The following is a 14,336-nucleotide window of genomic DNA, read 5'->3' on the forward strand; positions in this document are numbered from 1 at the left end:
TCAAGTTACTCGTGTAACCGACCAGAGGGAAGGGGGCCTGTAGGGCGATTTCGCAAGAGCGACGACAAGAGCGACTGCAAGAGCGACTATCGGGATGCACCGAGGTGCAGCAGGCGGGAGTGACCGGCCAGATCGTCCATCGCCGAGACGACCGAGTCGAAGCGCATCGTGGAGCGAGAGCCAGCCTCGTAGGGCGGCCACTGCGGGAGTCCCGGGTGGTCAGGACGTCCGTCACGCACGAAGGAGATCCATGCCTGGTGCATGCTGCGCGCCAGGCCCTGACGGACGCCGGATTCGACCCCTTCCAGGAACGGGGCTCCGGACCAGTTGTCGAAGTTGCCGAAGACGAAGGGGAGTTCAAGGCAGTGGGCCGCCCCCAGCCGACCCTGGTGGGCGGGCGTCGCGAAGTCGAACTGATACGCCCACACCGGCCGCCCCATCTCCGCCCGGCCCTCCGCCAGCTGCAGGGCGGGAACGCGGAACAGTTCGTCGCTGACGAGATCCATCAGAACATCCACGGGCCGTGAACCGGGCCGGGTGCGTTCATAGGCGGCATACACCTCGGGCGCACCGTCTCCGAACGTGTCCGCGATCCGGTCGAGCACCTGCCTCCTGGTCGCCGACTCATAGCCGGCCCCCGGGAGGGCGAAATGGAAGTTGGCCTCGTCGCGGGTCCAGCCGATCATGACGTCCATGTCCGCGGCGCCGTCGCAGAGCAGGGTTTCGACGGGGTGACGGGACAGCGTGATCCCGTCGATGACAGGGAGGAAGGGCGTGGGCCAGTACCCCCAACGGGCACACGGCCCGAACAGCGCCATCGTCGCCCCGACCAGTCGCTGCCACGGGACCTGCCGCAGCGCCTCGACGTCGCTCACACCCACGGCCTTGAGGAACATGTCGGTGCGCTCGGCACAGCCCGCGGGGTCGGGAAGCGCCAGCCCGAACGGAGGGCTCTGGAGGATGATCCGGTGGACCAGACCTTGAGCAGCGGGATGCCCCGCCAGCGCCGCGGTGGACAGCGCGCCACCCGACTGACCGGCAACCGTGACGTTGTCCGGGTCGCCGCCGAAGTGCGCGATGTTCTCGTGCACCCAGCGCAGGGCGGCCAGCTGGTCGGTGAGCCAAAAGTTTCCCGGCTCCGGCTCGCCGTGGCCGGGGCCGAGGTAGAGGTAACCCAGCGGGCCCAGACGGTAGTTGAGGGTCACCACGACGATGTCGCCGTCGCGGGCGAAAGTCTCGCCGGAGTAGTAGGGCAGGGACCCGGATCCTGAGACGAAGCCTCCGCCGTGGATCCACACCATGACCGGCCGCCGGGCGTCGTCGGCCGCCGGTGTCCACACATTGAGGGTCAGACAGTCGTCGTCGAACGGCGGGAACCCGTGACCGCCCAGCACCGGGTCGCCCCCCTCGATGAACGGCTGCGGCGCGCTGGGTCCGAATTCCACCGCTTCCCGGACACCGGTCCACCCGGCGTGAGGCTGCGCAGGCCGCCACCTCAGTTCCCCTACGGGTGGGGCGGCGTAGGGCACTCCCTTGAAGACGGCGACGCCGCCTTCCGTGCCCCCTCGCATACGGCCCGCGGGAAGATCCACAAAGGGTGCACCGACAGCAGATCGGTCAGTCATGGTCCGTCTCTCCTTCATCGTCCGCGCCCGGGGGCCCGACTGGAGGGCCTGCGTCGAGGCACGCCCCATCCACACACGGTATGCATTATTTTTTACGGACGTCAATCATTCGCTACACGACTCCTCCGCTCCGAACCACACAACAGCGGTCACCCCCAGAGGCCGAGGAACAGGACCGGCCCCACGGAGCCGCACGAGCACGCAACCAACTGCCACATCAAGGGAGTTGACGAGCCCCGGCCCCACCGAGGACAGCACGAGCGAGCAGCGACTCCGACTCGGCAGGCGCCGTTCGCGCACCCGACCGGCCCCCGCACGTCGGCGGCCCGACGACAGGTCACGACATCGAACGGCTCGTACTCGACCCTGGCGCAGCCTGGCGAAGGGTGCTACACAATGTCTGCCCACTAGGTAACACGTGTAACTAGATCGTTCTGGGGTGCATCCGTTCCGTACCCGCCGCACCCAGCCTGGCGGCCCCTCCGGCGCCCTGCCCCCGCACCACCTCCTGAGGAGTCGACATGTCTGTCTCCCCGTCCCCTCGCGCTTCAAGCGCCCGCCCCACCGCACGGGGGTCACGATGAACGCCGCCGAGCTGATCCAGCCGCAGAAGGCGGCCACCGAAACGCCCCGTCAGAGAGGGCTGCTGCTGGCTCTCCTGATCGCCAACTCCTCCATGCTGGCGGTCTACATGGGAGTCGGCTCCGTTCTCCTCCCCACGCAGATCGCGTCGATCGACCCCGCCAACAAGGTGGCCGTCCTGGGCGTCATCGGAGGCATCAGCGCGATCTTCGCCACCGCCTTCAACCCGATCGCGGGCGCACTCTCCGACCGCTCCGGCAGGCGGAATCCGTGGATCCTCGGCGGGGCGTTCCTCTCGTGCGCAGGTCTGGTCTTCCTCGGCACGGTCCGTACGGCGCTCCTGCTCGGCATCGGCTGGTGCCTGGTGCAGGCGACCATGAACACGTACCAGGCCGCGGTGACCGCCATCGTGCCCGACAGGGTGCCTCAGTCCCGGCGCGGGGCCGCCTCCGCACTCGTCGGCCTCGCTCTGCCGGTCGGCGGCACGCTGGGGGTGCTGATCGCCTCACGTACGGCCGGCAACCTCACCACGGGCTACCTGATTCTGGGCGCCATGGTCGCCGGGTCAGCCGCGCTGCTGTCGTTCTTCTTCCGCGACGTGCCCCAGCAGCGGACGGCGCCCGAGGTGTCCCGCCAGGCCAAGATCGCCGCCTTCCTCTCCGCGCTGTCCCACCACGACTTCCGCTGGGCCTTCATCGGACGGGCCCTGCTCGTCCTCGGCTACTTCTCCGTCGTCGGCTACCAGCTGTACATCCTGGACGACCACATCGCACTGCCGGAGGGCATGCAGCCCACCGAGGCGATGGCGGTCCTGACCCCCGTGTCCATGGTGGCCATGGCAATCTCGACCGTCGTCGGCGGAGTCCTGTCCGACCGCTGGAACCGGCGCAAGGTCTTCGTCGGCGTATCGGCGGCCCTCGCCGGCCTCGTCACCGTGATTCCCGTCATCAGCCCGACCTGGCCCGGCATGCTGGCGTTCAGCGTCCTCAACGGCCTGGCGTTCGGCTGCTTCATGGCGGTGGACACCGCCCTCGTCACCCTGGTGCTGCCGAAGGCCGAGGACGCCGCACGGGACATGGGCGTCCTGAACATCGCCAACGCCGGACCCCAGATCATCGCCCCCTTCGTCGCCTCGACCGTCGTGACCGTCGCGGGGGGCTACGGCCCACTCTTCCTGACCGGCGGTGCCCTCGCGCTCCTCGGCGCCCTGGCGATCCTGCCGATTCGCGAAGTGCGCTGACATCCGCTTCGGCCGCCCGCCCCGCGCCCGGGATCCCTACCCCGGCGGACGCATGCCGAGGGTTCGTGCGTCCGCCGGTCCTGCCTCGACCCTCACGCTTCCAAGGAGCATTCCATGAGACGCAAGCGAGTTCTGCCGCCGGCCGCCCTGTTGTTGTGCGTGCCCGCTCTGGGCGTCTCGACGCCGGCGACGGCATCGTCGCCGGGCGACACCGGCGGTCCGCTGCGCATCCTGCTCACCAACGACGACGGCTACAACGCACCCGGCATCCGGATCATGTTCGACCGGCTGACGACCGCCGGGTACGAGGTCACGATGGTCGCCCCGCTCACCAACCAGAGCGGCGCGGGGACGAAGATATCGAGCGCGAGTACGGTGACGGTGAAGCACCCGGAACCCCGCGTGTGGGCCGTCGACGGCACTCCTGGCGACTCGGTGGCCTTCGGCCTCTCCGAGGTGTTCGCCGACCGGGCGCCGGATCTGGTGGTCTCCGGCACCAACTTCGGCCCGAACGTCGCGGGACTGGCCACGCACTCGGGCACGGTGGGCGGTGCGATCGCCGCACTGGAACAGGGCGTGCCCGCCATCGCGGTGAGCACCGGCGGTCTCTCCGCGCCCGTCTACGAGCCCACCGTCAACGCGATGAAGCCGACCAGCGACTTCACGCTCAAGCTCATCGATCGGCTCAAGGACCACGCGACGTCCGGCCGTCTCCTGCCCGAAGGTGTCGGCCTCAACGTCAACCACCCGGTGATCGGCAAGGACGGAACGGGGACAGCCAAGGACACCGCCCTCACCACCCAGGACCCCCAGCAGTTCCTCAAGGCCGACTACACCGACAACGGTGACGGCACGTGGAAGGTGAACGTCAACGTCGTCCAGCAGCCCGCCGCGAAGGGAGCCGACGTCGAAGCCGTGAACGCCCTCAAGGTCTCCATCACCCCGATCTCCCCCGACTGGAACACCGGCCCGTACACCTTCGCCAGGACCGCGACGCTGCTCAGCGGCCTGCGGCCGTAAGCGGGGGGGGTGCCTGGCGCCAACAACGAGCAAGCCCTACGGCACCCCCAGCTCGAACAGCACGAACCCCGCGTACGACCCCGAGGCCACCGCTGCGATGCCGAGCGGCCAGCACATCATCAGCGGGCTGAGGCGGCGCAGGGTGAAGGCAAGAGGCAGGAAGAGCGGGAAGGCAGGGAGGAGATAGCGCGAGACGTTGGCGAAGATCTGCTGGCTGCCGAGGATCAGCGCCAACGTCAGCACCGTGTAGACGACGAGCACGGCCGGCGGCCGCCGCCGGATCAGCAGCGGAAGCGTCATCAGGGCGAGCAGTACGACGCCGACGCCGACGATGTCCGCGAAGGGAAAGTGGGAGAGATAGTCGAAGCGGCCGACCGGGACGGACGTGAGGACGTCGAGGGTATGCCTGCCGTAGTCGAAGGAGTGGGCCCAGGCGCCGTCCTGCAGCTTGAAGTAGCCGCCGTAGTCGCCCATTTCGTGTCCGACCCAGCCCAGGTAGCCGACGAGCCCGAGCGGTGCGATCGCCAGCGCCGCCAGTGGCCGTACGATCCCCTCCTCCCGTCGGTGCCGGTGCAGCGCGAGGAGTGCGGCGACGCCGAGGGCGGCGATCAGGGCGCCGGCGGTGGGGCGGTTGAGGCCGGCGAGACACGTGAGCAGTCCGGCGGTGAGCCAGCGCCGGTTCATCACGGCGTGGCAGGCCCAAGCGGTGAGGGCGACGTAGAGGGAGTCGGAATAGACGGCCCACTCGACGCCCGACCCGGGCCACACCGCCCACAGCCCGGCCGCCGCCAACCCGCTTCGCCGACCGCCGAGTTGAGCCGCGATGGCGTAGATCCCGAGCGCGGCGACGAACGAGGCGACGACCGAGACGACGATCCCGGCGCCGTACGAGCCCAGCCCGGTCACCTCGGATACCAGTCGCATCGACGCCGGGTAGAGCGGGAAGAACGCCGCCGAGTTGCCCTCGAGCGTGATCAGACCCTTGGCGCCGGGCACGGGGACGAGGGCCGGGTCGTAGCCGTGCTCGGCGACCTGCCGGTACCACCAGCCGTCCCAGGTCGCGAGTACGTCCCAGGCATGAGCGCCGCCGCCGAAGCGTGGATGCTTGTCGCGGAAGGTGCCCGTGGCGTCCAGCAGACACATGAAGACGGTGAAGCCGATGAGCTTCAAGGAGCCGTAGAGGGCGAGGACGGGGCCGTAGCGGCGGGCGAGGAGATGGGCGCGTTGGCGTGAGGTCGAGGCCTGGCCGGTCGCGGGCGGGTGCGCGGCGGCCGGGTCCGTGGGCCTGGCGTTCCAGGCGGGCGGCGAGTCGGCGTGCCGCGGGGTCGTCGTACTCATCAGGCGTGGGATCCCGTCCGTCGGCGGCGGGCGGCGGTGCCGAACACCCAGGCCCTGAACAGCAGGAACCGCAGTAGCGTCGCGGCGAGGTTGGCGGCGACGAGTACGGCGAGTTCGACGCGTGACCCCGCGTCGGGGACGGTGTGGTGCAGCACGGCGAGCGCCCCGCTGGTCAGGGCGAGCCCCACGCCGAAGACGACCAGGCCCCGGGCCTGCTGGCGCAGCGCCCCGCCCCGGCCGCGCACGCCGAAGGTGAGCCGCCGGTTGACGGCGGTGTTGGCTACGGCGCAGACGAGCAGCGCCAGCGCGTTGGCGGCCTGCGCTCCGGCGGCCGGGCGCAGGGCGGCGTAGAGCAGCAGGTGGGCGAGGGTGCTCACGACGCCGACGGCCGCGAACCGGACGAGCTGCGAAGCAAGTTGGGGTGGTTGCGCAGGGCCGCCGTCCGCTCCGGCTCGCCGCAGCCCGGCCGGCGGAAGGGTGCCGCGGGCGAGGGCGGTGCCGATCCGGACGATGCCGCGCAGGTCGGCGAGGGCGGTGGCGAGGATGTCGACCCGGCTGTCCGGATCGTCGACCCAGTCGACCGGCACCTCGTGGATCCGCAGCCCGGCCCGCTCGGCGATCACCAGCAACTCGGTGTCGAAGAACCACCCTTCGTCCCGCACCAACGGCACGAGCCGCTCGGCCACATCACGCCGTACGGCCTTGAACCCGCACTGCGCGTCCGAGAACCCGACGGCGAGGGTGGAGCGCAACAGGGTGTTGTAGCCACGGGAGATGAACTCACGCTTGGGCCCGCGCACCACCCGCGCACCGGGCGCCAGGCGCGTCCCGATGGCGAGATCGGAGTGCCCGGAGATCAGCGGCGCGACGAGCGGCAGCAAGGCGGCCAGCTCGGTGGACAAGTCGACATCGACATACGCCACCACGGGCGCCGAAGACCGCTCCCAGGCGGCCCGCAACGCCCTCCCCCGCCCCTTCTCCTCCAGCCGCAGCCACCGCGCCTCGGGCAGCTCGCGGGCCAGTCGCTCGGCGATCCGGGGTGTGGCGTCCGTACTGGCGTTGTCGGCGACGGTGATGCGGAAGGAGTACGGGAAGCGGTCCTGCAGGTGAGCGTGCAGCCGCCGCACACTCCGTTCGAGATCGGCCTCCTCGTTGAAGACGGGGACGACGACGTCGAGGACGGCTTCGTGGTGGGGGGCCGATATGGGCGTACGGCAGGGAAGGGGACGCTGGAGGACCACCTCTCGTCGTTCGGCGTCTTCGCGATCCTCGTGGTCCGGCATCACAACCGCCCGGGAACTTGTCACTGTTCGTCCTTGTCTGTGCTATGCGTCAGGGCATGCCGAAGTCACCGGCGGGCGGGGGTGTTCAGGAACCGCGGCGCGGGGCTTACGGGGTGGGGCTCACCGGTGGCGAGGCGGGCTCGGTCGTGGTGCTCACCGGCGGTGAGGCCGTCTCGGTGGTGCCGGTCGGCGGCGGCGAGGTGGCCCCGGTCGTGGCGCTCTCGGTCGCGGGAGGCGGGGACGTGGTCGTGGCGGCGCCGCCGTCCGCCGTGGAGGGTGGCGCGCTCGGCGAGTGCGTCGAGGTCAGCGTGGGCGAGGGGCCCGGCTCTGAGCTGGTGGGGCTGGTTGCGGGCTCGGGGCGGGGGGAACTGGGCTCGACGTGTTCGGTGCCCTCGGGCCGCAGCAGGAGCACGAGCCCGATGGCGGCGACCGCGAGGACGGAGCCCGCGGCGTTCCGGGCGGCGCGCAGCCGGCGCCGGACCCGTACGCCCTCATGCAGCCGTTCCTGCTGCCGGACTTCGTAAGGGGTGTGCTCCTCCGTGGACCGCATCATCAGGGCGAGCTGCCGCTCGAAGTGATCCATCTCAAGGTCCTCCATATGGCTCACCCCACCGGCTCGTTGACGTCGGCCAAGATCTGCCGCAGCCGCGCCACACCCCGGGCGGCATGCGAACGGGCGGTGCCCACCGGGCATCCCAGCGCTTCGGCGACCTGCCGGTCCGGCAGATCCTGGTAGTAGCGCAGCACCACGGCGGCCCGCTGCCGGGCCGTGAGCTGCGCGAGGGCGGCCTCGAGACGGGACCGCTCGGCGACGGTGGCGGACACATCGCCGGTGACGGCCATGTCGGGCACCTGCTCGACGGGGCGCTCGCCCCACCAGCGCCGCCGCGCCGACCGCGCGGCGGCCCGCGCCATCACCTTGCGCACATACGGCTCGGGCGCCTCCTCGCCGACCTTCGCCCACACGAACCACAACTTGACCAAGGACTCCTGCAACAGGTCCTCGGCCCGATGTCGATCCCCTCCGGTGAGCAGCCGCGCGAGATGGAACAAGCCCGACCAGCGGGCCGCCACAAACTCATCGAACTCACCGGCCCGAGCCCGCTCCATTCACACGCCCCTGTTGTCGCCGGTTCCCTACACCTTGGAAAAGACTGTGGGGCGGGTGGAACGCTGCGCTTGGAGCGTGTGACGTGGGACACATGAGCGGGAAGCCCGTCGCGATAGTGCGCAGCACGAGGGGAAGAGTCCGGGGGGTACAGGGAAATCGAGACAGAGAGATGCTCACTTGTTCAGACAAGTTGGCTCGGTTTGGGCGGGAAGTCGACTGGAGGCCATCGGAATTCCACCTCCGAAGGTCACCGTGGGCGCCCATCCCTCTCCCCAAGGAGCGCCCATGCGCAGACTCCTGGCACTTGTGATGGCTCTCGCAGCCGCCTTGCTGTTCATCAGACCCGCCCAGGCCGCCGCGCCGACCGGCACGCTCAACGTGACCTCGGCGACCGTCACGGCAGGCTCGCCCGTCTCGTTCAGCTACACGACGACGTTGAACAACGCCAAGAACTGGGTCGGTCTCTACTCCGATCCGGGGAACGGGCCGGTCAACCAGACCTATGTCGGGCCCTCGACCAAGTGGGTGTACACGCCCGGGACGAGCGGCACGAGTTCGCTGTCGACCACCGGCCTGACCCCCGGCAACTACGTCCTGTACTACCTCCACAACGACGGGTACACCTGGCTCGCGCAGCCTGTCTCGTTCAGGGTGGTGGACACTGCCGCGCCGTCGTGGGTGTCATCCGCGTTCCCGCTGCGCAACGGCAAGGTCTCTGCCCCCTACAGCGCGACGGTCGCCGGTCTCGTGCGGGGCAACACGACCGGGCTTACGTTCAGCAAGACCTCCGGCCCGGCGTGGGCGTCCGTGTCTTCGGCGGGTGTGGTGTCCGGGACGCCCACAGCGGCGGGAACCGTGACCGTCGGGGTGCGGGCTTCCAACTCCGCCGGGAACACCACGGACGCCACCGTGACGATCCGCGTCCAGTCCGGTGTGCTCGTCCCGCAGCTCAAGGCACTGACCTGGAACCTGTGGCACGGCGGCACGATGGTGAACGGCGGGCTCGACAAGGAACTGAAGTTCCTGCTCGACAAGGACGTCGACGTCGTCGGCGTGCAGGAGAACGGCGGAACGGCCGCCCAGCAGATCGCCTCCGCGCTCGGCTGGAGCTACTACCAGAACAGCGACCAGGCGGTCATCAGCCGCTACCCGATCACCGCGACCACGCCCACGGTCGCCGGCTCGGCCGTCGCCGCCACCATCGACCTCGGCTCCCGGTCGCTGCGGCTGTGGAGCGCCCACCTCGGCTACACCCCGTACGGCCCGTACGACGCCTGCTTCGGCCACCTCACCGTGCAGCAGCTGAAGGACCGCGAGGCATCCTCGGGCCGGACCGGTCAGATCACCTCCATCGTCTCCGCGATGAACGGCGACCTCGCAGCCTCGGCGTCGACTCCGGTGCTGTTGGTCGGCGACTTCAACGCCGCCTCCCATCTCGACTGGACCGCGGCCAACAGCCGTTGTGGCTACGGCGCCGTCCCGTGGCCCACCTCGGTCGCCGTGCAGAACGCGGGTCTCACCGACTCCTACCGTCAGGCCCACCCGAACCCCGCCACCGACCCCGGCGCGACGTGGTCCCCGGTCTACAAGACCTTCACCGGCGGCTACGGCTACGACAGCCACGCCGGTGAGCCCGAGCCGCAGGACCGGATCGACTTCGTCCACTACAAGGGCCCGCTGACCGTCCTGTCGTCCGAGACGCTCTGGACCGGAAACCCGTCCCAGACCAACCCCGCCAACAACCTCTGGACCTCCGACCACGCCGCCGTACTGACCGTGTTCAAGGTCGGCTGACACTCCCCCACCGGCCCCGGCCTCCCACCGCCCGGGAGGCCGGGGCTCACCCCCGGTATCCGCCGCCTTCAACCACGTCCCGCGCGAACAACTGCGACTTCGCCAGCGCCTCATCAACCGTCTGCCGGCCGGCGATCGCGGCGGAGATCTCCGCGGACACCCGGTTGCCGAGGCCCGCGTACTCCGGGATGCCGACGTACGAGATGCCGGTCCACTGCTGCTCATGCATGCCGGGGCGCTTGAGGTTCACCGCGGCGAGCGCGTTCAGGGTCGGTTCGACGAAGGCCTGCGTGGCCTTCCGGTACTGCGGCAGACGGTAGGTGGACAGGCGGCTGCCGGGTGGCACGCGTACCCAGCCGAGCCTCTCGCCGTAGCGCTTGAGGTAGCCCTTGGAGGTTGCCCAGGCGACGAACTCCCAGGCTGCCCGCGGGTTCTTGGCGGTGACCGGGATGGCCAGCGACCAGGCCCACAGCCAGCCCGAGCTCGCCGTGCGCACCACCGGCGCGGCAGCGTAGCCGATCCTGCCGGCGACCTTGCTGTGCCTCGGGTCCTCGAGATGGCCGGCGAGCGCCGTGCTGTCGTACCACATGGCCGCCCTGCCCTGCTGCATCGTCGCCAGGCAGTCGGCGGGCCCGCTCTCGGAGGCGTGGGGCTGGCCGTGGCGGCGGACCAGGTCGACGTAGAACCGCACCGCCTTCGTCGTCTCCGGCGAGGTGAGCCGCGGGTTCCAGTGCTCGTCGTACCAGCGGCCGCCGAAGGTCAGGATCACCGTGTTCAGCGGCATGAGGAGGTTCCCCCAGCCGGGGCCGCCGCGCAGGCAGATCCCGGCGACGCCGCTGCCGGGGTCGTGGAGTTGCGCCGCCAGCCGGGCGACCTGCTGCCAGGTCGGGTGCGCCGGCATGGTCAGGCCGGCCTTCGCGAAGAGGTCCTCGCGGTACATGAGGAAGGACGACTCACCGTAGTACGGCACCGCGTACTGGCGGCCGTTGTACGACAGCGCCTTGCGTACGGTCGGGATGAAGTCCCGTATGTCGTAGTTGCCTTGGGCCGCGTAGGTGTCGAGGCGGGTCAGCCATCCCCGCGATGCCCAGATCGGTGCCTCGTAGGGGCCGATGGCGACGACGTCGTAGTGGCCGGCCTCGGTGGCGATGTCCTTCGGCACCCGGGCCCGCAGCGTGTTCTCGGGCAGGAACACGAGGTTCACCTTTATGTCGGGGTGATCCTTCTCGAAGTCGTCGACGAGTTCGTCGATGTTGCGCATGAAGTCGACGGCGGCCACCGTGACCGTCGTGCCGTCCTCGTCGGCGGAGTTCCCTGTGCAGGCGGCCGGGCCGAGGGCGAGCGAGGCGAGCAGGGCTCCCGACAGCGCCATCCGGGTCAGTCGCCCACCGCGCCTGTTCGGCATCAGTACCTCACTCCGGCAGTCGCTCCGAGTTCGCGAACGACACGTAGTCGGACACGCTCAGAAGACAGCCCGGGACCCGGTCCGCCGTCGACTCTCCGAAGTAGGTGGACACCTGTTTCTGGCCCTCGGGGGGCACCCCCATTCCTTTCGTGAGCGCGACCTGCCAGGGCTTGGGCGGGATCGAGTTGCTGTCCTGGAGGGGGTAGTCCAGCGCGACGATCAGGGACAGGAAGACGCCGATGAAGAGTGACAGGAGGCCGGTGATGGCCATGTGGTCGATCAGTCTGACGCCGACCAATCCCCAGGTCGCCCCGAGGGTCACGGCCGCGCCGAGAAATATGACCGTGTAGAGGACGGGCAGCAGACCGATCTCCACCTCGCCCTGCCGTTCCCGACGAAGATTGTTGTAATCGTTGAAGGCTTCGAGCGTGACGGACTGGGCATTGGATTCCTGTTCATTCTGCGGCTTGTAGAACATCAGCGACTCGAACACCGCGTCCAGTCTCCCCCGGTCCTCCTCGATCTCCCCCTGTTTCTGCTTAGGCCACACGTCGTCGATGACGTTCTCGGCGTAATTGCGTACCTGCGACTGGAGTCGGCAGCGGCGGCTGTTGGGAAATGACTGAGCCGCGCGATAGACGGTGGTGAGCTGTGAGGCTTCCTGATTGACCAGCCTCTTCACCTCCACGTAGTGGTCGTAGGCGCCGACCGCCACCAGCCCGACCAGCAGGGCGTAGAAGACGCCGACGACCTCCACGAGGAAGGTGACGCGCTCGTCGTGGTCGGAATCGTCGTCGAAGTGCCGCCGAAACCAGGGACGCGCGAGAAGACCACTCAATCCGAATGCGAGAAATCCGAAAGCCAACACCAGGGCCTGGGCCCAGGCCGGGACATGCAGGAATCCGCCAGGCACGGCAGAGAGATGCCCAGGCGTAGCTGTGGCTACGCAGCGAAAAGGGTCGCGCTGACCGATGGGGGGCGATCCGGCGACGTCAACGCCGAATTCCACGAACGGACTTACGAGACACGAACTGCATCAGCAGGAGTGGGCCCCGCCCGACCGCGCCGGGAAGCCAGGAAGCCCTGTCGCGGAGGTCGTTGCACTACGGGTGCATAGGATCGTGGGCATGGCGCTGCGACCGGTTCAGGTGAACATGAAGGCTGTTGACGGGTTGGCGGTCGGCCGGTTCTGGGCGGAGGCGCTCGGCTGGAGTGCCTACAGCCCTGGCGTGACCACGTACGTCGGGCCCGTCGGGGGCATTGTCTGGCCGGACCCGGTCGTCGTCGGCATTGACGTCGTTCCCGTCCCGGAACCCAAGACGACGACCAAGAACCGTGTGCACCTCGATCTCGCCACCACCTCTGCTGCCCATCAGGCGGAGTTGGTCGCGCGACTCAAGGCCTTCGGTGCCACGCCCGCCGACGTGGGGCAGGGCGACGTGCCATGGACGGTCCTCGCCGACCCGGAGGGCAACGAGTTCTGCGTACTGGAGCCTCGGGAGGTCTACCGGGACACCGGGCCGATCGCCGCGGTGGTCGTCGACTGCGCGGATCCGCGGGCCATGGCCCGGTTCTGGGGCGAGGCGACGGACTGGGCCCTGCAGGAGGTGAGCGACGGACATGCGGTGTTGCGCTCCGCCAAGGGTGTCGGCCCGTATCTGGAGTTCCTCCGCACGCCCGACGTGAAGACGGTGCCGGATCGCGTCCATCTTGACCTGCTGCCGTACCCCGGTGACGACAAAGCAGCGGAGGTGGACCGGCTGCGGGCCCTGGGCGCCACCGACCTCGACCTCGGCCAGGGCGACGTCCCGTGGACGTGCCTGACCGACCCGGAGGGCCACGAGTTCTGCGTCCTCGCCGTGTCCTGACGCGGAGCCTTTGACGGGCCTGTGCCCTCGCTCGGTGACGCTGTGTGGTGGTGGACCATCGCCCAATGGACGCGGGACGCAGACTTGAGTCTCCTGCAGGGGGAGACAGGAAGGTGGGCTCATGGACGGCGGCACCTTCTACTCGATCGGTGAACTGGCCCAGCGCACCGGGCTGACGGTCAAGACGATCCGGTTCTACTCCGATCGCGGCATCGTGGCGCCTGCCGACCGCACCCACGCCGGCTACCGGCGCTACGCCCCGGATGCCGTCGCCCGCCTTGCGCTCGTGCGGACACTGCGGGGACTGGGGCTCGGTCTCGACGTGATCCGGCGGGTCGTGGACCAGGAACTCACGCTCGGCGAAGTCGCCGCGGAGCATGCCGCCGCACTGGACGTGGAGATCAGCATCCTGCGTCTGCGACGGGCGGTGCTGACGGCCGCCGCCCAACGCGAGCCCACCCCCGAGGAGATGGAACTCATGCACCAGCTGGCCACCCTGTCCGAAGCCGAACGCCGACGCTTGATCGACGACTTCCTCGACACCGTCTTCGGTAGCCTCCACACCAGCTCCCTCCATGCCGCAGCCCGGCGCTCCATGACACCCGAGCTCCCCGACAACGCAACAGACCTGCAGGTCAGGGCATGGGTGGAGCTGGCGGAACTGACGCTGGACCCGGACTTCCGCGCCAGCGAGCGGCGTCTGGCCGAAGACCATGTGGCCCACCTGCCCGTCGGCTCCCCCACACCACCGCGCCCGGACACCATCGCCGTCGCCCGTGATCTCGTGGGACCGGCCGTGGCGTGCGGCATCACCCCGGATTCGCCGCAGGCCGATCGTGTCGTCGCGGCGCTCACCGCTCACTGCGCGCCGGCCAATGGCTGTCCCGATGACGCCGAACTGCACCGCTCGCTGCTGAACCGTCTGGAAGCCGCGAGCGATCCGCGCAGGGATCAGTACTTCCAACTGCTCGCGCTGATCAACGATTGGCCGGCACCGGAACGCCTCGCCCCGGTGATCGACTGGTCCGTCACCGCTTTGCGGATACGGGCAGCTCGGTGACCTCGGTGGC

General features: G+C 69.4%; 12 protein-coding genes. 5 read left to right on the forward strand and 7 right to left on the reverse strand.

Annotated elements, in window-relative coordinates; translation table 11 throughout:
• Positions 1-86 precede the first annotated feature (86 nt).
• Positions 87-1,694, reverse strand: a complete 1,608-nt coding sequence (locus OG254_RS01900; protein ID WP_405576677.1) for a carboxylesterase/lipase family protein — start codon at positions 1,692-1,694, stop codon at positions 87-89.
• Between the two features lie 511 nt (positions 1,695-2,205).
• Here OG254_RS01900 and OG254_RS01905 point away from each other — a divergent pair.
• Together OG254_RS01905 and surE are read left to right on the forward strand one after the other, a co-directional pair.
• Positions 2,206-3,447, forward strand: coding sequence for an MFS transporter (locus OG254_RS01905; protein ID WP_405576679.1), 1,242 nt, complete (start codon positions 2,206-2,208; stop codon positions 3,445-3,447).
• Positions 3,448-3,561: 114 nt separating this feature from the next.
• The gene (gene surE, locus OG254_RS01910) at positions 3,562-4,467 is read left to right on the forward strand and encodes a 5'/3'-nucleotidase SurE (protein WP_405576681.1); all 906 of its coding nucleotides are present in this window, start codon (positions 3,562-3,564) and stop codon (positions 4,465-4,467) included.
• Positions 4,468-4,503: 36 nt separating this feature from the next.
• On the opposite strand, the gene OG254_RS01915 is transcribed toward surE, so the two are convergent.
• From OG254_RS01915 to OG254_RS01930, 4 genes are all read right to left on the reverse strand, one after another.
• Positions 4,504-5,805, reverse strand: coding sequence for a glycosyltransferase family 39 protein (locus OG254_RS01915; RefSeq protein WP_405576683.1), 1,302 nt, complete (start codon positions 5,803-5,805; stop codon positions 4,504-4,506).
• Entirely contained in the window at positions 5,805-7,088 is a 1,284-nt protein-coding gene (locus OG254_RS01920; protein WP_405594796.1) for a glycosyltransferase, read from the reverse strand. The genes OG254_RS01915 and OG254_RS01920 overlap by 1 nt, the downstream gene beginning before the upstream one ends.
• Before the next feature lie 106 nt (positions 7,089-7,194).
• A complete protein-coding gene (locus tag OG254_RS01925) occupies positions 7,195-7,671 on the reverse strand; it encodes a hypothetical protein (protein ID WP_405576685.1) in 477 nt (158 codons plus the stop codon).
• A 20-nt stretch (positions 7,672-7,691) separates the two neighbouring features.
• Complete coding sequence (locus OG254_RS01930; protein ID WP_147998802.1) at positions 7,692-8,198, reverse strand: SigE family RNA polymerase sigma factor; 507 nt, start codon at positions 8,196-8,198, stop codon at positions 7,692-7,694.
• A gap of 286 nt (positions 8,199-8,484) precedes the next feature.
• On the opposite strand from OG254_RS01930, the gene OG254_RS01935 reads away from it, so the two are divergent.
• Entirely contained in the window at positions 8,485-9,993 is a 1,509-nt protein-coding gene (locus tag OG254_RS01935) for an endonuclease/exonuclease/phosphatase family protein (protein WP_405576688.1), read from the forward strand.
• Between the two features lie 46 nt (positions 9,994-10,039).
• On the opposite strand, the gene OG254_RS01940 is transcribed toward OG254_RS01935, so the two are convergent.
• Both OG254_RS01940 and OG254_RS01945 read right to left on the reverse strand, forming a co-directional pair.
• Positions 10,040-11,398, reverse strand: coding sequence for an ABC transporter substrate-binding protein (locus OG254_RS01940; protein ID WP_405576690.1), 1,359 nt, complete (start codon positions 11,396-11,398; stop codon positions 10,040-10,042).
• A 7-nt stretch (positions 11,399-11,405) separates the two neighbouring features.
• Complete coding sequence (locus OG254_RS01945) at positions 11,406-12,407, reverse strand: DUF4239 domain-containing protein (protein WP_405576692.1); 1,002 nt, start codon at positions 12,405-12,407, stop codon at positions 11,406-11,408.
• Between the two features lie 118 nt (positions 12,408-12,525).
• Between OG254_RS01945 and OG254_RS01950 the strand changes: the two genes are divergently transcribed.
• Positions 12,526-13,266, forward strand: coding sequence for a VOC family protein (locus tag OG254_RS01950; protein ID WP_405576694.1), 741 nt, complete (start codon positions 12,526-12,528; stop codon positions 13,264-13,266).
• 121 nt (positions 13,267-13,387) lie between these two features.
• On the forward strand, positions 13,388-14,326 hold the full coding sequence (locus OG254_RS01955) for a MerR family transcriptional regulator (RefSeq protein WP_405576696.1): 939 nt from the start codon (positions 13,388-13,390) through the stop codon (positions 14,324-14,326).
• The last annotated feature ends 10 nt before the right edge of the window (positions 14,327-14,336 follow it).

Source organism: Streptomyces sp. NBC_01092 (assembly GCF_045039535.1).
In the GTDB taxonomy this organism is placed as follows: Bacteria; Actinomycetota; Actinomycetes; order Streptomycetales; family Streptomycetaceae; genus Streptomyces.